The 20,177-nt window shown below is 35.6% G+C and carries 19 protein-coding genes; 16 read left to right on the forward strand and 3 right to left on the reverse strand.

Annotated elements, in window-relative coordinates:
- Nucleotides 1–43: 43 nt before the first annotated feature.
- The 6 genes from ACFPZG_RS04620 (at nt 44) to ACFPZG_RS04645 (ending at nt 3,368) form a co-directional block, all read left to right on the forward strand.
- Nucleotides 44–424, forward strand: coding sequence for a hypothetical protein (locus ACFPZG_RS04620; protein WP_283732079.1), 381 nt, complete (start codon nt 44–46; stop codon nt 422–424).
- A gap of 208 nt (nt 425–632) precedes the next feature.
- A complete protein-coding gene (locus tag ACFPZG_RS04625) occupies nt 633–1,229 on the forward strand; it encodes a hypothetical protein (RefSeq protein WP_283732078.1) in 597 nt (198 codons plus the stop codon).
- A gap of 46 nt (nt 1,230–1,275) precedes the next feature.
- Nucleotides 1,276–1,686: a hypothetical protein gene (locus ACFPZG_RS04630; protein WP_381426421.1), complete on the forward strand. Its 411-nt coding sequence runs from the start codon at nt 1,276–1,278 to the stop codon at nt 1,684–1,686.
- 168 nt (nt 1,687–1,854) lie between these two features.
- A complete protein-coding gene (locus ACFPZG_RS04635) occupies nt 1,855–2,283 on the forward strand; it encodes a hypothetical protein (RefSeq protein WP_283732076.1) in 429 nt (142 codons plus the stop codon).
- Between the two features lie 102 nt (nt 2,284–2,385).
- Complete coding sequence (locus ACFPZG_RS04640) at nt 2,386–2,529, forward strand: DUF2922 family protein (RefSeq protein WP_283732075.1); 144 nt, start codon at nt 2,386–2,388, stop codon at nt 2,527–2,529.
- 65 nt (nt 2,530–2,594) lie between these two features.
- Nucleotides 2,595–3,368 (forward strand): SDR family NAD(P)-dependent oxidoreductase, encoded by a 774-nt coding sequence (locus tag ACFPZG_RS04645; RefSeq protein ID WP_283732074.1) that lies wholly within the window; start codon nt 2,595–2,597, stop codon nt 3,366–3,368.
- Between the two features lie 480 nt (nt 3,369–3,848).
- On the opposite strand, the gene ACFPZG_RS04650 is transcribed toward ACFPZG_RS04645, so the two are convergent.
- The gene (locus tag ACFPZG_RS04650) at nt 3,849–3,980 is read right to left on the reverse strand and encodes a hypothetical protein (RefSeq protein ID WP_381426422.1); all 132 of its coding nucleotides are present in this window, start codon (nt 3,978–3,980) and stop codon (nt 3,849–3,851) included.
- 630 nt (nt 3,981–4,610) lie between these two features.
- Between ACFPZG_RS04650 and ACFPZG_RS04655 the strand changes: the two genes are divergently transcribed.
- Genes ACFPZG_RS04655 through ACFPZG_RS04665 form a run of 3 tightly spaced genes read left to right on the forward strand, consistent with a single transcriptional unit; the run spans nt 4,611 to nt 11,236 of the window.
- On the forward strand, nt 4,611–7,091 hold the full coding sequence (locus ACFPZG_RS04655; RefSeq protein WP_317940706.1) for an EAL domain-containing protein: 2,481 nt from the start codon (nt 4,611–4,613) through the stop codon (nt 7,089–7,091).
- 45 nt (nt 7,092–7,136) lie between these two features.
- Entirely contained in the window at nt 7,137–10,391 is a 3,255-nt protein-coding gene (locus ACFPZG_RS04660; protein WP_283732072.1) for a response regulator, read from the forward strand.
- Nucleotides 10,388–11,236 (forward strand): CheR family methyltransferase, encoded by an 849-nt coding sequence (locus tag ACFPZG_RS04665; RefSeq protein WP_283732071.1) that lies wholly within the window; start codon nt 10,388–10,390, stop codon nt 11,234–11,236. The genes ACFPZG_RS04660 and ACFPZG_RS04665 overlap by 4 nt, the downstream gene beginning before the upstream one ends.
- A 450-nt stretch (nt 11,237–11,686) precedes the next feature.
- Here ACFPZG_RS04665 and ACFPZG_RS04670 read toward each other — a convergent pair whose 3' ends face one another.
- Nucleotides 11,687–12,367 (reverse strand): hypothetical protein, encoded by a 681-nt coding sequence (locus ACFPZG_RS04670; RefSeq protein WP_317940705.1) that lies wholly within the window; start codon nt 12,365–12,367, stop codon nt 11,687–11,689.
- Nucleotides 12,368–12,882: 515 nt separating this feature from the next.
- Here ACFPZG_RS04670 and ACFPZG_RS04675 point away from each other — a divergent pair.
- Complete coding sequence (locus ACFPZG_RS04675; protein ID WP_317940704.1) at nt 12,883–13,032, forward strand: hypothetical protein; 150 nt, start codon at nt 12,883–12,885, stop codon at nt 13,030–13,032.
- 551 nt (nt 13,033–13,583) lie between these two features.
- Complete coding sequence (locus ACFPZG_RS04680) at nt 13,584–14,558, forward strand: serine hydrolase domain-containing protein (RefSeq protein WP_317940703.1); 975 nt, start codon at nt 13,584–13,586, stop codon at nt 14,556–14,558.
- Nucleotides 14,559–14,762: 204 nt separating this feature from the next.
- On the opposite strand, the gene ACFPZG_RS04685 is transcribed toward ACFPZG_RS04680, so the two are convergent.
- The gene (locus ACFPZG_RS04685; RefSeq protein WP_283732065.1) at nt 14,763–14,990 is read right to left on the reverse strand and encodes a hypothetical protein; all 228 of its coding nucleotides are present in this window, start codon (nt 14,988–14,990) and stop codon (nt 14,763–14,765) included.
- Between the two features lie 425 nt (nt 14,991–15,415).
- On the opposite strand from ACFPZG_RS04685, the gene ACFPZG_RS04690 reads away from it, so the two are divergent.
- From ACFPZG_RS04690 to ACFPZG_RS04710, 5 genes are all read left to right on the forward strand, one after another.
- Complete coding sequence (locus ACFPZG_RS04690; protein ID WP_283732064.1) at nt 15,416–15,916, forward strand: sigma-70 family RNA polymerase sigma factor; 501 nt, start codon at nt 15,416–15,418, stop codon at nt 15,914–15,916.
- Nucleotides 15,913–17,172, forward strand: coding sequence for a DUF4179 domain-containing protein (locus tag ACFPZG_RS04695; RefSeq protein WP_317940702.1), 1,260 nt, complete (start codon nt 15,913–15,915; stop codon nt 17,170–17,172). The genes ACFPZG_RS04690 and ACFPZG_RS04695 overlap by 4 nt, the downstream gene beginning before the upstream one ends.
- Before the next feature lie 247 nt (nt 17,173–17,419).
- Nucleotides 17,420–18,073 carry a hypothetical protein gene (locus tag ACFPZG_RS04700; RefSeq protein ID WP_283732062.1) on the forward strand — a complete coding sequence of 218 codons (654 nt, stop codon included), beginning with the start codon at nt 17,420–17,422 and terminating at the stop codon, nt 18,071–18,073.
- A 182-nt stretch (nt 18,074–18,255) separates the two neighbouring features.
- Nucleotides 18,256–18,864: an SMI1/KNR4 family protein gene (locus tag ACFPZG_RS04705; RefSeq protein ID WP_283732061.1), complete on the forward strand. Its 609-nt coding sequence runs from the start codon at nt 18,256–18,258 to the stop codon at nt 18,862–18,864.
- A 340-nt stretch (nt 18,865–19,204) separates the two neighbouring features.
- Entirely contained in the window at nt 19,205–19,837 is a 633-nt protein-coding gene (locus ACFPZG_RS04710; RefSeq protein WP_239431834.1) for a DJ-1/PfpI family protein, read from the forward strand.
- Nucleotides 19,838–20,177: the final 340 nt, after the last annotated feature.

The raw sequence follows: 20,177 nt of genomic DNA on the forward strand, positions 1-20,177 counted from the left end.
TATTGGTGTGAATTATGGTTTCTGAACTTGGGGGAAGTATCAGATGAAAATTATCGTGTGTGTATTATTGTTGTTACTCTTCGGATATGTTCTTTTCAAGTTCTATCGGCTCAAAAGTAAATTGAAACAAGCTGTCGTATTTCCTGTCACAGAAGAAGACTTGAAAGCGATGCGGGCACAACCGAAAAAAGCACTGGATCTGCCGGTGGTTGCTATTCTACTAAGGGGCATTTGTGGTTTAGGTCTCTTGTTTCTCCTTTTTATTGTTACGGTAATTTATGATTTGTATGACAGCGAAGTGATTGGGTGGAATCATTACGCCATGTTTATAGTGCCTTTGCTATTTTTTAATCCAGCTTGGAATTCTATTTGCGATCGTAGAAGACGGTGTAATTTGCGAGGGACGGTTTGTACCATGAAATAGCATCAAATGGTATCAAATCGAGGAAGTTCATTCGAACCATCCTGATTTTACGCCTGGGGTTAGCATTGCATACGTGCTGAAGATAAAGAGGAAGAGGAAGAGGAAGTATTTGATCGTTAGTTGTTTTATTACGTCGGATGCGGTGAAAGAGAAGGTAACCGGATTACTGGATGCTCGTTTATCGTGAAAAAGCTAAAGGGGAAATGAAATGAATAGGCTATTTATGATAGTAGCACTGTTACTATTTCTATTAAGTGCTTGTAGTAATAACGATTCAAAATCAAATATTATTTCTGCTGCTGAATTAACAGAGAGAGAGAAAGCATTGCTTTCAACTATCTCGGATAAATCATTTGTTTTTGATTTTAATATTGACAGTGAATATAAAGTAGTGTCTGCATGGATTGAAAAATACGAATTTGGTGAAATGGTTCATAATAAAATAAGCCCTATGACAACACCCGTTGAGGGTGATGGTTCTATCATTTTTGTGACTTCAAAAGTAAATGCCAATCAACAACAACCTACATTTAATATTGGAGTTAGCGGTAATGGTAGTACTGGTTCGATTAGTGGCTTGGATACAACTTCATACGATTTAGATAGCATGTCCAGTGTATGGGGAAGTTTCCAAGAAGAGAACAAATCAATTGAAGGAGAAGTAGTATTAGCAAGTATCTGCTATGTAAGTGATGGTCCTATGAGAAGTCTTACTACCGATTTTTATAATGATGTAGATGGTCATATGAATAAGTTAGAAAACTATGATGTAGTTTATCTTCTCAAAGCTGAATTTAAGAAGTGAGGATTTGTGTAAGTCTTCTTCAACTAAAGCGGCAGTTTAATTGAAGATGAAAAAGGCGGATGAATGGGGGGGAATGATGAACAAAAGATTAAAGAAAAAAATAGGGAATAGATATAATTTAATAAAACGAGCTGAACGACAAACACATAAACGAAAAGGAGCGAGATACATAGACTACGCTCTTATCCCGATAGGTGAGAAAGATAAATTGAGATTTGATCAAGAAGGATATGATATCGATTATCCATTTGCTACACACTGGTTTATCGAAATTGCTCCAACTAAGTTTTACTACATTATTTACGTTTATCCATGTACAAGTAAAGGTAGAAGTGATACTAATTCTTTTTTTGAAGTAATATATGCGGGGAAATTAGATGAAGTAATCTTGGCTTTCAAAAAAACAGTAGATGAAATGGAATATGATAGACATACTAGCGAGTTTTTAGGATTCTAATTCACCATTATCTTAATCAACTAACGGGAGCTTTACTCAAAGATCGGGGCTGCTTAGACGGCTCTTTTTTCTTCAACTAAAAAGGCAGTTTAGTATAAAAAAGAATATAACTATATTCTTTTGGGGTAGTAGTAAATATAAAAAATATGTAAAGGGTATGGGTAGTAAATGGAACCAAGCAGCATAATGCAGTTATTTTTTATTACAAGCTGGATTTTTGCAGTGGGTCTGTTAACTTTTCTATTACCTAAGAAAGTTAGGAAGTTTGTTTGGGCTATATTGGGCATCATTTTAATATGTAGTGTTATCTATCAAGGAGCAATTAAACCTTTGATTATAGAGCAAAAAACTGGGAAAGCCATAGAAGTATTAGAAGGTCATTTAGAAGAAAAATATCCAATAGATTCATGGATAATTACAGATACAGACGACTATAAAATAAAACCTGTTATAACTCTCCATGTAATTTTTGATAGTGAGCCAAAAGTAATTTATGAATATATAGTTGAAAACACAGTGGTACGGCAAGTAGATATGTGGACTGTACTAGGCAATTCGGTAGAAGAAAGTGGAATTGAACCACAACATGCAGAATAATTGATAAGTGTATGTGTATGATCGTTCTTCAACTAACCCTTTAGTTCAATAAGAATAGTGAAAGATTACGCCATTAAAACGCTCATATTAAGCGTTATAACAGTGGACGAGACACGAGTTGGATTGACACCAGCCGAAGTGGAAGCAGCCATGCAGGAAATAATCGATTCGCAGGTTTTTGAAGTGGATGGCTTGACCATATTTAGATTCATCCAAACCAAAATTATTACCGATTTTTTGCTTTAGGATTGTTTAATCGAAAATGGGGACACTAAAAAAGTATGTTTTAACATTTAAAGGAGGATATTTAAGTGGGTAAATTTGAAAATAAAGTAGTTGTTATTACGGGTGCTGCAGGTGGAATAGGAAAAGTAACAGCAAAAAAATTAGCAGATGAAGGTGCAAAATTAGCACTTATCGATTTAAACTTAGATGCAGTAAATGAAGTAGTCAAAGAATTAGGTTTAGGTGAAGATCGTGTCCTTGCACTTCAAGCGAACGTAGCAGATGAAGCACAAGTAAAAGCATATGTGGATGCAACGGTAGAGAAATACGGAAAAATTGATTGTTTCTTCAATAATGCAGGTATCGAAGGAACAACAAAACCAATTGAAGATTACCCAGTTGAGACATTTGATTTAGTTTATAATGTGAACATTAAAGGGGCGTTCTTAGGGTTGAAATATGTATTACCAGTGATGAAAAAACAAGGGTTTGGTTCCATTGTAAACACAGCAAGTGGTGCTGGTTTAATGGCATCTCCTGGTATGGTTGGTTATATCATGTCAAAACATGCGTTAATCGGAATTACCCGTGTGGCTGCTCTTGAAGGTGCACCTCATAAAGTACGTGTAAACGCGGTAGCACCTGGTGTTATTAATACACGTATGATGCGCCAAATTGAAGAAAACACATTACCAGGTGCTGGACAAGCGGCAATTGACGCGTTTTCTCAAGCCGTTCCGATTGGTCGTTATGGTGAACCAGAAGAAGTGGCGAATGTGGTCAGTTTCTTACTTTCAGACGATGCAAGTTATGTGACACAATCGATTTATACAGTTGATGGTGGTCAAATAAATCAATAATTTTTAAAAACATCCCAAATGGGATGTTTTTAAACGTTTGACTTTGAATCTTTTTGCACTAACCTCTTCATTACTCCCAACATTATGACCAATTGTAAAGATACAGTTCCAGTAGCTCTTCAGTCCGGTTTTTAGTTTCGAGGTTCCCATTGAATTCGGAATTGTTTTAGAACCTGGTACCGTTAATTACGTCGCTGCTCTTCCCGTCCGTGGTATAGAAATATGTATGTAGTAAACGTATCACCCATGGTGTCTCGTAGTAGTTTCATTTTGTTTTGACGTAGATAGTCTGATGACTCCTTCATTTCAGTCTGAACAGCATTGATGGCGTGATTGATAAGCCTTATATATGGTGTCTAAAATTTAAAGTTGCCCTTCTCGAAAGTTTGCTGGTCTTTAGCCAATATAGTCAGGACCATAGGAAGGTAAATCATATTTTCAAAGTGTGGAAGTGCCTCTTGTGGGATGAGCATTAGATCATCACGCCTTCTTTATCCGTGACGGGACCTGTTGAACCATAATTCGCCGTTTGTAAATTATTCCATCAGCTTCTATATACATCATTTCCAATAACTTACTATATCTTACCGATTTCTTAAACCTCTTAGACACACTTGTTCCCCTCCTTAATTTCATTATATGGAATGCATGTTCTCGTTTCAAGGAATATAAAATCTTCTTCAAAAAGATTCGGGTATACTTTTCACCAAAAGGGATTTGATACCGCGATAGGTGGTTTGCCTTTACTTGGTTTATTAAGGAAGGCGGGCTGCTTTCATATGCGATTCAATATGTTGTTGGTCAGAACCAATTCCGAATATCGGGCGAATCATTATTAGTAAAGAATTTTATAAGTTTAAAGAAGTTCATCCGGATACGAAGACTTTGAAATATGGATCGGAAATGAAGTAGCGGTGGAGAAAGATGCCGGATGAGGTTGTACTTCCGTAATGAAGATTTTCACCTTTGGTTAACCATTTCATGAGCTTTCTCCTTTTGATAGTGTAGGGAACTGATTTAGTCGTTGTACTCTACATACATTAGGAGTTTTTTGTGTGTATTCAAGCATTAGTATTCAATAAAACGGGCCATTTTCCAGGTTCTTGCCGTGCAACGGTAATAGGTACCTTTACAATTAGTATTATCTTTGTAAAATTTCCACAAATATTAACTTTTTTCTTGGGGTATTAGGTATAATCTATATACCTACTTAAATTATGTTTTAATGGGGAGGTCTTAAGTATGGGATGCGAAGAAAAAATAAATATACTTTTGGTGGATGATCGACCTGAGAATTTATTAGCGATCGAAGCAATTATAGAAAAGGATGAATACAATTTGGTTAAAGCTTCTTCTGGAGAAGAAGCGCTTAAATATCTATTTAATGATAAATTCGCCCTTATTCTTTTAGATGTTCAGATGCCCGGAATGGATGGCTTTACTACTGCCAAATTCATTAAGGCACGGGAAAAGACTAAAAATATCCCAATCCTATTTATTACGGCGAATAGTATGGAGTCGGAACATATTTTCATGGGCTATTCCGTAGGAGCTATTGACTATATCCTCAAACCTGTCGATCCACTAATTTTAAAAACGAAGGTTGAAGGCTTTGTCGATATTTATAAAATGGAATGTAAACTTGTGCAACAAGCGGATTTGTTGACCGCCAAAACACTTAAATTGGAGAAAGCCAATAAAGAGCTTTCTGAAACGACTGCCAAATTACGTTTATCAGAAGCACTTTCAAATGTTATTAGTGAAACGTCAAAGGATTCTATGATCGTTTTAGATAAAGATGGCGTAATTTTAAGTGTGAATCCTTCATGTGAAAATGAACTTCAATATCCGGATAAAGAGCTTATTGGCAAAAATATTAGAATACTATTTACCAATACCGAATCAAAGCTTTATCTAAAAAATATTTTTAGGACAGCTCTAAACTACGGGAGTATACAAGGTTATGAGGGTCATAAAGAGTTGTACATAACGAGAAAAGATGGGACAAGTTTTTTGGCGGAAATACAATTCGGTTGGAAGTTTATTCAAGAAGAAACCATTATCGCTTGTACGATACGGGATATTACCGAGCAGAAAAATAATGAAGCGTTGATCAAACATATGGCCTATCATGACTTCTTAACAGATTTACCAAATAGACGGTCATTTAATGAAACACTAATAGATCATTTGAAGAAAGCAAGAGAGGCCAATCAACCAGTAGCAATCATGTTCTTGAATATGGACCGTTTTAAATATATTAATGATTCGCTTGGTCACACAATTGGGGATCTCATTCTACAAGAAACTTCTGATAGGCTGCGCAGAACTGTAAGTGACCAGGACTTTTTGGCAAGGGTTGGTGGAGATGAATTCAACATTATTTTGCCAAAAACAAACAGGGAAAACGCACTGGAAGTCGCTGATCGAATTTTAGATGTACTTCAAAAACCGTTTTTATTGGATGAATATGAGTTATATATTTCAACGAGCATTGGACTTAGCATCTTCCCTTATGACGGAGAATATTTTAATGAGTTAGTTAAAAATGCAGGCGTAGCGTTAAATCAGGCAAAAGAACATGGTAAGAATAAATATCATGTGTTCCATACAGGTATGAACATGCAATCCTACCGATCTTTTCTTATGCAAAATGATTTGTGGAAAGCAATTGAGCGAGATGAACTGGAACTAGTGTACCAACCACGGGTGGATGTGGTTACTGGAAAAGTTGAATGTGCAGAAGCATTACTTCGATGGAATCATCCAAGCTGGGGCGCTGTATCACCAGCCGAGTTCATCCCTCTTGCAGAGCAAACTGGACAAATTGTAGAAATAGGAGATTGGGTGTTTCGAACTGCCTGCCAACAATTGAAACATTGGGAGGAAAATGGGTACAACTCCATTCGTCTGTCCATAAACTTTTCTGCACAGCAATTTATGCAAAAAGATCTGCCTTCCCGTTTGAAGCGAAGCATAATGGAAACGAATGTATCTGCCAATCGATTGGAGATTGAGTTAACCGAATCAGCTTTAGTAAAAAACGAAGAGTTCATCATCAATACTTTGCGGGAAATAAAAGAAATGGGTATTACAATCAGTATAGATGACTTTGGGACAGGGTACTCCTCCCTACAATATTTAAGCCGTTTACCTATTAATATACTAAAAATCGATAAATCCTTTGTTCACGGAATAACTGATGAGACAAACGAAAACAGATTGATTACCTCTACGATTATTTCATTGGCGAAATCCCTAAATTTATCGGTCGTTGCTGAAGGTGTAGAAACGAAGGAACAGCTTGAGTTCTTGAGTTTGCATCATTGTGACGAAGTGCAGGGCTATCTTTTTAGCCCGCCTGTAAAACAAGAACCATTTGAAAAAATGTTTTTGCAAGAAAAAGATATGGTTTTCGATGTAAAAGTTCAGCATGAAAATAGAATAATGAATCAGGAACGATTTGAAAATCCTATCCCGTTCGCATTAGAAAAGCTTAAGAAGAAACATTCTATATCTACGCGGGAATTAGAAGTCTTTGATTTACTGTTAGACGGATTAGGGAATAAAGAAATATCACAAAAACTTTTCATAAGCGAACATACCGTTAAAAATCATGTCACCCGCATCTTCCAAAAGTTAAATGTAACGGATCGGGCGCAAGCAATGGCAATGGTATATCAATATTGTGTTAATAAATCAAATAGCGTTATCGGCATTTAGTATTTAATCTATCAAGAAGCTGAATGCTGGAAGGGACGGAGGATAGTGAAGATCAGAACAAAGTTAATGTTAGCATTAAGTCCATTGGTGATTCTTTTAGTTGTTCTTGGTATTTCCGGAAGAATTCAAGTGGGTAGCTATAATAAAATTAACAGTACCCTGGAAACAAATTATGATCAATTCGTGTTAGCCACATCGATTCAACGAGATATAAAGAATGAAGTAATTAGTATACGAAATCTTTTAATTAATGAAGATGAAGAGTTAGTCCAAAAAGAAATTACAAAAATTGAAGAAGAAAGTAAACGGGTCTCCAAAAATATTGCTCGGCTTGGAACTCATGCATTTACAGAAAAACAACTACTTATTATGGATGAGTTAGACAATAAATATACAGCATTTGATCACTATAAAGATCAATTAATTGGATATGTATTGACTGGGAATAAGAACGCTGCGATTACTTTGATGAACGATAACTCAGAAACTATTCAGAAAGAATTCGAAGACTTGATCTCAGAGTTATCAACGTCATTCGAAACAAATATGTATACTTCCCTAGAAGGTGAAAGAGACGGTTTTACAAGAAATGTGCTTATAGAATCAATACTATCAATAGTAATAACCATTATTATTACTATCTTATTGTTTAGAAGTATATGGTCTTTCTCCTCCAGATTAAACAGAATGGCAAACGTCATGGGTGGAATCTCGAATGGAAAGTTGGATTTAGCTACGGAAGTGGAAGTTATAGGTAAAGATGAATTTGACGCAGTAGCTACATCATTCAACCAAATGACTGCCGCGTTAGGAAAGGAAATGAAAGTACAGCAAGATCTAACGTGGACAAAATCTAACATAGCTGCTATTACAACGAGTATTAGTGGAGCAAAAACAATAGAATCATTAACGGAATCGTTTTTGTCTCAAATTGTTCCCCTTGTCGGAGGAAGTCATGCCGTATTTTATGTAGTTGATGAAAATGAAGATGAGTTAGACACAGTCTTTACACTACGTGCCTCCTATGCTTTTAGAGAGCGCAAACATATGACAACCTCATTTCGTACCGGTGAAGGGTTAATCGGACAATGTGCTTTCGAAAAAAAACCAATTACGTTCTCAAATGTTCCCTCAGACTATATAACTGTAAAATCTGGACTTGGAGAAGCACCTCCATTAAACCTGTATCTTTTGCCAATCCTATATGAAGGCGAAGTTAAAGGGATTATAGAGATTGCATCATTCGAGCCTATTCATGATAAAGAACAGATATTGCTTGAGGAACTCGTCAATGATTTAGGGATCATTTTAGAAAGTATAATAGGTCACATCAAGCAGGCAAAACTATTGGAAGAAACGCAAATGTTAATGGAAGAAATCCAGACACAATCAGAGGAATTACAGTCCCAACAAGATGAGTTAAAAGCAACAAACGAAGAATTGGAGCAACAGACTATAACACTCCGCGACTCCGAACAAAGGCTCCAGCAACAACAAGAAGAGCTTGAAGAAACAAATACGGAATTAGAGGAGAAGACAAATCGGTTAGAAAAACAAAACAAATTATTTGAGGAAAAAAATCAACAACTTGAAATTGCAAGCATTGAATTAGAAGAAAAAGCAAGACAGCTTGCACTAAGTTCAAAATACAAATCAGAGTTCTTGGCAAATATGTCTCACGAACTCAGAACACCACTGAACAGCATGCTAATTTTATCGAATTTATTAGCGGATAATAAGGATAAGACTTTATCCGGAAAACAAGTTGAATTTGCTAAAACGATTCATACATCCGGAAAAGACCTACTCGCTTTAATAAACGATATTTTAGACCTATCTAAAATCGAATCTGGTAAATCGGATGTAAAGGCAAGTAACGTATCCTTAAACGAATTAGCCGATACAATCGAAAGAAGTTTCAGGCCTGTGGCTAATGAAAAGCATCTTGGATTCCATATTGACTTGCATGATGACCTGCCAGAATTCATTTATACAGATGACGCGAAGCTTCAGCAAATATTAAAGAACCTACTCGCCAATGCTTTTAAGTTTACTGAAAAAGGTGAAGTGAGGCTTGAAGTTTCGAGTGTGGCTTCTGAAGACAATCATTCAACCATCCAATTTACCGTGAAGGATACTGGAATTGGCATTGCGAAAGAAAAGCGTGACCTCATTTTCGAAGCTTTCCAGCAAGTTGATGGAACGATTAGCCGTAAATATGGTGGAACGGGCCTTGGACTCTCCATTAGTAAAGAAATCGCTTTACTCCTTGGTGGTAAAATCACTTTAGAGAGCAGAGAAGGAACTGGAAGTACTTTCTCCTTCATCGTTGGTGATTATAAGGAAGAAATGGCTGAAAAACTTGTAATTGCGCATCAGGAATCAGCTATAACAGTTGAAAATGTCCAACCATTGAAAGAACCATTCATCAAACCTGAGCCTGCCACCGAGAAGCAGTCAATTGATGAAAATAGTCATATAATAAAGCTCTTAATAGTGGATGATGATTTGACACAGAGAAATAGTATAATGGAATTGCTTGGCGACATGGACGTAATTATGAAGGCTGTTTCAACTGGCAAAGAGGCACTTGATGAATTGAGGAGAAATAATTTTGACTGTTTGATTCTCGATTTGGGATTAACCGACATTACAGGATTTGATTTGCTTGAAAATCTTAAAGATGAAGACAAGCAGCTGAAAATATTCATCTATACAGGCAGAGACATTACAGCAGCGGAAGAACATTATTTAAATAAATATGCAGATATCATTATCATCAAAGATCAACATTCCCCTCAACGATTAAAAGAAGAGTTAGGCTTATACTTGATGAACAAACGAACAGATAGCGAAAATTTCATAGCCGAAGATCATGATAAACAGCTGCATAACAAAGAACTTGAGGGAAAAAAGGTTCTTTTAGTGGATGACGATATTCGTAATATTTATGCCCTATCGAGCACCCTCGAACAATACGGTATGGATATCAGCTTCGCAGAAAATGGAATAGAAGCACTCAGGATATTAAATGACGATCCTAACTTTAATCTTATTATTACAGATATAATGATGCCTGAAATGGATGGATATGAAGCAATGAAACAGATTAGACAATTGCCTTCCTACAAGCATCACCCTATAATCGCTTTAACTGCGAAAGCAATGAAGGGAGACCGGGAGAAGAGTCTAATGGCCGGTGCTTCCGATTATATTATGAAGCCTGTCGATAATGATCAATTACTATCTTTGATTAAGGTCTGGTTGTTTAGACATGAAGGAGAACCGGAGTTAGAATGAATGACATAAAATCAGAGATAAGTTCACCTAAGGACTTAGAAAAAATAGAAATCGATTTATTTTTACAAGGAATATTTGAATGGTATGGCTATGATTATCGCGATTATGCCTACCATTCCATTAAAAGAAGAATATGGCATCGTATACACGCGGAGAGGTTAAACTCTGTTCTTGAATTATTGGACAAAGTATTGCATAACCCAGACTGCATGCAAAGGTTAACGGAGGATTTTTCCATAAACGTAACTGAAATGTTCCGGGATCCCCTGTTTTTCTTAGAGTTCCGTAAAAAGGTTATTCCAATATTACGGACATACCCTTCCATTCGGATTTGGCATGCAGGCTGTTCCACTGGAGAAGAAGTCTACTCCATGGCAATTTTGCTACAAGAAGAAGGTCTATACGATAAGACCAAGATTTATGCTACGGATATTAATACAAACGTACTTCGCATCGCTAAAAACGGAATATTTTCCATATCCAACATGAAAAGGTATACAAATAACTACCTGGAAGCAGGTGGGACACGGTCCTTTTCGGAGTATTACAAGGTGACGAACGATAAGGTGAAGTTTGATCCATCCTTATCGAAGAACGTTGTTTTTGCTCAGCATAATCTGGTGACGGATCGATCCTTCAATGAATTTCACGTCATACTATGCCGGAATGTTTTAATCTATTTTAATAGAAACTTACAAGCAAAGGTTCATCAGCTGTTCTATGAAAGTTTAGGCATGTTCGGCATCCTTGGCCTCGGAGACAAAGAAACCATATCCTTCACAAACAAAGCCGATTATTATAAAGAGCTTAGCAGACAACAGAAAATCTACCAAAAGATAAAATAAAAATGCAGGTACCTCTTCGAATTTTGAGGTACCTGTTTTTTGGGGTGTGTGCTGCACCTTTGTAAAGATTCCTGTGCACGAAGCATTTATGACAATTCAACACGTTATTGAAAGATACGAATTGATTGGATCGAAATCCTAATTTTCATTATTGGTTAATCGATGTGCACAATCATCAAGTTTTCGTTCCTTTCGTGTTATTACGGACAGTGGAGAGCAAGTCAATATTGAAATGCAGGTTAGGGGACATAGTTTCGAGTACCAGGTTCTCATTGAATTCGGAATTGTTTTAGAACCTGGTACCATTTTTTATAAGTAATACAGGCGTTGCAATGTGGGTGAATGACTGGCTGCAGATGATTTTCCCGTGGAAGGTGAAGGACTCGAAATACTTGAAGAAGGTCAAAAAATATAAATACCGAGAGACATCGATTCTTGATGCCTCTTTTTTTATTCAACTTTTTCTATTGAAGAAGTTCCTGCAGGTTCTTCTTCACCAGAGAAAAAATATTCTCGTTTAACTTCCCCAAACCCTTCTACTAAATAGCTTCTTACAATATCTTTATAGGCATTCATGAATTCAATTACAATTGCATTGTCAAATGTACCATAATGTGTTTCAACTGTAGCAGATACTTCTGTTACGATATATTTATTATAATTAGCCGATGCGACATCGAATGGTGTTTTTAAATATTCAAAGAGTGGTGGAAGGGAATCCAATTCAAATTCTAATTCCGATAGATCTTGATTGTTATAATCCATAGGAAAACCAAATTCCTGTTTCACAATAACAATCTGATTTTCTTCTACACGGTAAGTTGTAAGGGTACCCCTACCACCATTGCCTTCGTATTCAATGATATAATTCTCTGACATATATTCAGTACGCTTAATAAAATTAGAATTTTCGTTCCCATCACCTTTAAAATGCGCAATTTTTCCAGCCTCCATGAAATAAGACAATAATGGATGTTGATCAGTTTCTTCTATAAGTTCTTCATTATCATCTTGCATTTCCTGATCATTAGAAACATCTTTAATAACATCTGAATCTTGATTTTGTTCCTTCGTACATGAGACTAATAGTAAAAGACAAGTGAATAATGCCAACATTAGAAACTTATTCATTATCTAATTACTCCTTTAAAGTTATCTAACAAAAAATCTTTTTTTTCAAAAAAATGATTAGGTAGTATTATATTATATTTCATCAATCCTGTTTATGTCCTTTGAGGTCACATGGTTCAGGTGGTTTATAATTTTGTTCGGATATAGGGAATCAGTACACCGTTTATTTAAGTATTTTTAATTAAACAAGGGCATTATCCAAGGGAGGATTAATGCCTTTTTGTTGAACTTCTACAACTATTGGAGCAGGTTAGTTCAACAAGAAGTTTATATAAAAGAGGTCGGGAGGCTTCAAAATAATCATCTAATCTATAAATAAAAGAAAGCTCTTGAAATCAAGTTCCTTCTTTCTAAAAGTTATTAGTTTAATTATATTGGGTCAGCTGGAGCAATAGGGGTAGGGGGCAGTTTAGTTGAAGAAGGAAAAACCACAAATTTAGTTTCTGGAGAATCTTAAAGTTTTTTCATACAATGAAATATAGGCAGTGTTAGAAGGAAGAGAAAAGAGGGATTTGATGACACTCATAATAATGGCAATTAGGTTTGTTTGGGAAATTCTAGCTCTAAAATTTGAGGATAATGTTGTTGTGTTTCCAGCTATTGTCTTAGACGAAGTTGGTAAGAAAAAGAAAATTATGGATGAAGAGGGGACAGTCCCTCTGTAAAATAATTCACAGATAGGTGCTGTTTAAAATGTATTGCTTATAGTAAGGGGATATCAATTTTGCTGTACTCTTTTGATGTTTTTTAGAACAAAGTAATACAAGTTATATCCTATAAAATAGAATTCTCTGAACACAGAACCTAATAACATGTTTCCTTTGATTCGCTTATTTAAATAGAATAATTGAAAATTTTGTAAAAGTCGTATAAAATAACTATTACTATCCATTTTGTTCGACAAAGGGACAATCCCATTGTCCCTATAAGGTAATAGTAGTACCAAGCAGCTTGAGGGATCGGTCTCACTGTACCAACCAAGTGAACCTCACAGCACATTTCATAGTCCAAAGGAGCGGAGATCATACGAAAATCTAAAGTAATTATTGTAGCAGTTATTCTTCTTATTTTATTTATTACCGGTTATTTAGAAAGGTATGGAAGTGAAAGGATAGCAAAGGGAGAAAAAGAAGAAACATCAGAGGTTATTCTATCTGAACTCCCTACTGTTTGGCCAACAGAAGAATGGCCGACTTCAACACCGGAGGAACAAGGAATGGATAGTGAAAAGTTAGTAGAGATGTTTGAATACATTGAACAATATGACCCGAAAAAATTACATGGTTTACTGATCATACGAAATGGCCATATCATCGCAGAGAAATATACTTTCCCATACAATGAGAAGTTTACGCATAATACATATTCTGTAACGAAAAGTCTAACTTCCGCAATAGCTGGAATTGCACTTGATGAAGGAATTATTAATCATAATGACCGTGTACTTGATTATTTTCCGGACATGACGTTTGGAAATATGAGTGAAAAAAAAGAAAATATGACTATCGAACAATTACTTTTGATGAAAACTGGTATTCAGTGGCCGGAATGGGACTCAGATAAACAAATTTTTGAGGTATGGGAAAATAGTGAAAGTCTACTTCAATATTATTTAGATCAACCAATCATTAAGGAACAAGTGGGTAAGTGGAACTATGATACTGGTGCAGTCTACGTTCTAGGTGCCATTATTGAACGAGCATCTGGAATGACATTAAACGAATATGGAAAAGAAAAGATATTCGATAGAATCGGGATGGATAGTTTGCAATTTCATGTAACAAATGACGGAATAGCACATGGTGGAACCTATTCCCAGATGACTCCACGGGACATGGCAAGATTTGGTTACCTTTATCTTCATGATGGTAAATGGGATGGGGAACAAATTGTTCCAAAAGAGTGGGTGAAGGAATCCCTTCATCCACATACTGAATTAGGAATGACTGATTATGGTTACTATTTTTATTTGAGTGAAGGTGAAAATGGGCGAGAATTCTCAGCACGTGGTGCATTTGGTCAGTGGATTATAGTTGTTCCCGAACTAGAGCTAATTGTTATTGAAACCGGTAAAGATTCTGAAAGACTATCGATAAGAGATTATATTGGGCCGGCAATCAAATCAGAAAGCCCATTATTAGCGAATGAACAAGCATATGCTAGATTAAAAGAATTGATGGAAAAAAAATGAGGTTTATTGAATTCTGTGTGGATTGAAGGCCTGCAATAGCCCCTCTTTTATTCAAAAGTAAAGAGTGCATAAAATTGTACGCTTTTAGCTATTTTCTAAAATTGGTCATCTGATTGCATGTTACATGAATAAGGTGTGAATATGGTACAAACATAAAAAGGGACATCTCAACAGTACCTATAGATATCCCTTTTTGCTGATTGGTTAATTATCCTTATCAATGAATGTTGCTTGAGTCCCATTGATGATGTATGTTGGCATAACTTCCTCATGGCTATTTTCAGAATAGAAATCTTCTTGGATGGCAATATTCGCCTCAGTTGTAGAGTTAGCTCCCTTTTTATTGAAAATTTTATTGTCCTTATTCATTATTTTATTCAAATCAATGTTTGCTTTAGCTGTTTCCATATTTAAAAACTCATCTTTTTTCATCCTTTTCACCTCTTTTTTTTAGTATGTGTCAAAAAGGGTGAAAAATTCGATATGTAAAATTGATGATAAGGAAGATGGAAAAGTGAATTTGGGGGAGAACTGAAAAGGCTTGAGAAGAATTGCACTTCAACTAACGCAGCAGATTAGTTGAAGATTCGATTTCCGAAATAATCATCTCTTCATAATAATTAATAGCAATGAACCAAAACAACATAATCAAATAAAAAAGTGCTTTAGTGAAACGGCAGTGCCTTCCACTGAAGCTTTTTGTTTAAATAAAAGTACTCTATCTCTAAATAAGTAAATGGAGTAGACTAAATTAACAAAATAATTGTAAAGTATATATCGATATTTTTTAAAAAATAAAAACTTTTTTGAACGAAATGAAGAAACACTGCGTCTAATGAAGGAAGGAGGCGAATAGGATGGAATTTGAAATCGTGCAGCGTGCTATTCGTGGGGATCATCAAGCGATACTCTCACTGATTGAAATGGATGAAGAGATTTTATATCGCATGGCTTTTACATACATGAAAAATGAACAAGACACGTTAGACGTCATGCAGGATCTTATGTACAAGGCACTTAAAAAAATGCATATCGTTAAACAGCAAGAATATGCGAGAACATGGCTCGTTCGCGTTCTAATCAATTGTTGTAAAGACCATTTAAGAAAAAGACGACCAACCGTTCCAATTGAGGAACATCACTTATCTGGATGGGTCATCTATTCTGATTTGGAACGACTACTGGAACAATTATCTTTATCAGAGCAGCAACTCGTCTATATGAAATATTTCCAGCAACTCAAAAACAAAGAAATTGCTGAGCTAAACCAAATTCCTGAGGGCACTGTAAAGTCTAGGCTTCACTACATATTAAAGAAGCTTAGAAGTTCTGCTGGAGAAAAGGAGGACTGGCTATGAGTAAACTACCGATTGACGTTCCTAAGGAGAAACTTCAACAAATCCGAATGGATGCTTTGCGTAAAGTTCAGCGAGAGAAAAGAACAAAGAAGCGCATTGTACCAGTTGCCATAGTTGCTTTGCTTTGCGTAAGTCTTCTTTTTTCAATTCGCGTTTCTCCTACGATTGCTAGTTATGTTGCAAAAATACCTGGCTTTCATGCACTTGTCTCTGCGGTTTCATTGGATGCCGGAATAAAAGATATAGTAGACAATGACTATTATGAAAAAGTTAATGTCATCAAGTCTAAAAATGGTCTTTCGATTACACTGCAAGGCGTAATTGCAGATCATTCGGGTCTTGTCCTTTTCTATGACGCTGTTGCTCCTTTTGATATGACAAATTTAAATTTGAATGATGTTCAATTGTTCCAGGGAGCCGATGAATTACCAGGCCCAAGTACATTTGTCATGAATACAGGTCAGCAAGAACACATCTCTTCTTATGTAGAATATAATTTTTCAGAGCCAATCGCTTATACTACGAAGGATTTTAGAGCCGTTTTCCACTTTAATGATACAGATAAGGGGAATATTGAAATAGAGATCCCGTTCACACTACAAAATGAAATCGCTCAGGAAAAAGTTATTGCTGCAAATCGTACTGTAGATATTGATGGTCAAAAATTTACGATTACACAAATTCGTCGTACTCCATTAAAAACGGCTATAGACATTGAAATAGAGGAAGCGAATACAATGCAACTATTAGCTTTTGATGATATTTCAGTCATAACAGATAGTGGTGAGCGAAGAGGTAGTATTATAAATGGCATTGCCAAACAGGGAGATATTCGCGACGGCAAAGTTACGCTCTATGTGCAAAGCAATTACTTTCATGAATCAGATTCACTCATGATTAATATTGGTGCTGTTCAAGCTGTTCCAAAGGGCGAGGATTTTATAGAAGTTGATTTTGCCACAAAAGAAGTACTTACGAAACCTGATTTTTTCGATTGGGCAATTTCCGTAACGTCGAATCATGTATCAGTCGCTGTAAATAAGTGGGATAATGGAGATCGTCTCTTACGGCTATTTGATGGTGTGAAAGAAGATGGAACGACGTTAGAATTTGAAGGTTACACAATTTCACGAGATGAGGAATACGTAATTGAGACGGCACAATTTGAAGAATATGATGGCAAAGCAAAAATATATTTCAGCTATTACTTCAATCCGATTGGGGAAAATATCGAACTGAATATTCCATTGCAATAAAGTGCAGAGAGCATTTTTATGGGTGAATGAAGTACAAATTAGTAAGTATTTGTTGCTAGTTTTTAGAGGGAAAAAGATCTTTTTGTAAAGAAATCTACTTCAACTAAAGTGGTGCTTTACTAAGATTATTGAGCTGCTATAGAGGGCATCTCTTGTTTAACTAACGGGGCAGGTTAGTTGAATAAGGAAATACTTTTATATTCTTTTAAAGGAATTACAGGCATACCCTTAATAGGGAGGTGTTGTTATGAAAAAAGGAAAACTAAGTGTAATCGGTTTTGTCTCACTTTTACTGGTAGTTGCATCCTTGTTTTTATTTAAACAGGTTTCTGGGATAGAAAAAGAAGATATTAATCGTGGTTCTAATTTATCCCAAGGAGAAAAACATGAATTAGAAATTCTGATGGGACAGATAAGCCAAAGTTTACATGACGGAAATTATGGGATTATTTTAGACCATGCAGTCTTGCCTAATGAAAACATTGAAATAATAGTGAAATTAGGAAGCGAAGTGGATAAGAAGACCAAGAAAGAAATACTCCAAATAGCAACAGACGTGATTAAGCAAAATGGTTTTGATTCTGATTTATTCCAATTTAATATAACAAGTTTTTATAACTCTGAAAAAGTAGGAAATCATTTTTCGCAAAGGCTAAGTTATAATGATTTAATGGGAGAGATCATGCAAAGCTTAAATGCAAAGGGCTTTGATGTTGCTGTACAAGGAAAAGTCTCATCGGATAAAAACGTAGAAATATCATTAGTGCTACCTGAGGGTAAGTTCGATGAAAAGACCAAAAAAGAAGTACAACAATTAGCAACTGACGTTATTGAAAAAAACAACTTTGAAACTGAAATATTTCAATTTAACATAACAAGTTACATAAATAAAGACGATTAAATGTACAAATGATAGTTGTATTCTAGACTAATACTTGAGCCTACTAGTTCATGGCATTGATCCAAAAGGATTAATGCTTTTTTTGTCGAACTTATTAACTAACGCAGCAGGTTAGTTGAAGAAGAAACTATTGTGTAAGGATTTCAATATTTAATTATAACTACTCAAGGAGTGAAGAAAAAATGAAAGTCAAAGAGTTCATTAAGCAATACAATGAGCGATATCCTAACAAAGAGTTCAGTAATGAACGTTTGGGAAGATTTCCACTTGGGGATCGGCAGAGGCGAGCAACAGAAGAGATGATTATCACACACGAAGAAAAACTTGGCTTTCGATTCCCACCTTCTTTCAAAGAATTTTTATTGGAATTTTCTAATGGGATTATTCTATTAGGTTGGGAGCCCATTGGAGGAGTTGGTCCAAATGCTCCTTTTGCGGAAATTTGCAAAGTGGAGAGGATTATACCAAACATCCCTAGTAATGTACTGATTTTAGATACGAATGAATTTGTAGAATCCAATCGGCTTATTTCTCTTACCATGTATGATTCACGCGATATAAGTAATGATCATTGGGTTTTTATATGCGAAGAAAATGCAATCGATTACAGATTAGGATACGTTGCACAATCCGCTCTTAAGATTGTAGAAGTAGTTGAAAATTTTGAAAAGTGGTTAGAGATATTTTGGGAAGGTAACAAAGACAAGGAAGATAAAATGACCGTATCGACCTTTCAAATACTTGTCCCTGATCATTGGGATCGACAAAGGTTAGTTGCTCCGTGGGAATAACTAAAACTAAGTCACTTTCAAGAGAAGTGTTGAACCGAAAAGGGTTTAACACTCTTTTTGTTTAACTTATTGTACTAAAGTGGCAGGTTAGTTGAATTAGAAGAAAAGGAAAATGGAGGGGATTAGGTTTTTAACAACCTTGATAAATACAAGTTCATTCAACGAACTGTTGGCTTTTTCTGACGAACCCGGACCATGCTATGAAGCTAAGTGTTATTAAAATAATAGGTTGGTACAGCTCATAAGATTTAGTTAGATACAGAATATTTTAATTCTTTATAGGACTATCTTTACATATACCCCGTGCATGTATATGATATGTGTAAAAGGGGGTTTTTTTATGAATCAAATTAATGTAGGAATACTGTTATTTGATGATGTGGATGCACTTGACTTTGCAGGTCCTTATGAAGTTTTCAACTTAACAACTTACAAAGATAGTGATGTAAACAAATTATTTATGAACAAATTAGAAATTCAAGAAAAACCTTTTAATGTCAGTACAGTTTCAGAAGACGGTAGTTCAATAAAAGTGCATAACGGTTTAATTGTTCAACCTGATTTCAGTTTTAATAATGCTCCCCCCTTTGATTTGGTTGTAGTCCCCGGAGGTCCATATAAAGCAATAAAAGCAGTAAGCAAAAATCAAAAAATAATTAATTGGATTGCAAATCAAGGAAAGGATAAATTGATTACCTCTGTGTGCACTGGTTCCATATTTTTGGCAGAAGCTGGACTGTTGGATGGTAAACAGGCAACAACAAATATAGCGGCTTTAGATTATCTGGAAAGGAATTATACAAAAGTAGAAGTTATTAGAGGAGTAAAATACGTTGATCAAGGGAATGTTGTAACGTCCGCTGGAATTTCAGCAGGTATTAATATGGCGCTATTTGTTGTGGGGAAATTATTAAATGAAGAAGCATCGATTAGAACGGCAAATACTATAGAATTTACACCTACAGAAGGATGATTTATTTTGGTGTAAGGACGCATTCGAATCGTTATGTGCATGAATACCTTGTCGATCTAACGGGGCCATTTAGCTGAACAAGTTAAGAAAATAAGTGAAGGATTGGAGAAAAATGAATGTTGCAGCGGATGTCCATAATCTTCTCCGGTGCAATAATTGGCATTGTAAGTGCAATTTCAGGAATGCAAAAGAAAAATGATGGTAAAAAAGAATAAAGTGGTTTGGGCGCGATTGTTTAATAAGCGTCCTTTTTCTTATTAAACTAACGAGGCAGTTTAGTTGAAGAAGGAAACTGTTGAAAAAGGTGAAAAATGAAGGCAATATCTATTATGTGGGTATT

The organism is Sporosarcina thermotolerans (assembly GCF_042658975.1).
GTDB lineage: Bacteria > Bacillota > Bacilli > Bacillales_A > Planococcaceae > Sporosarcina > Sporosarcina thermotolerans.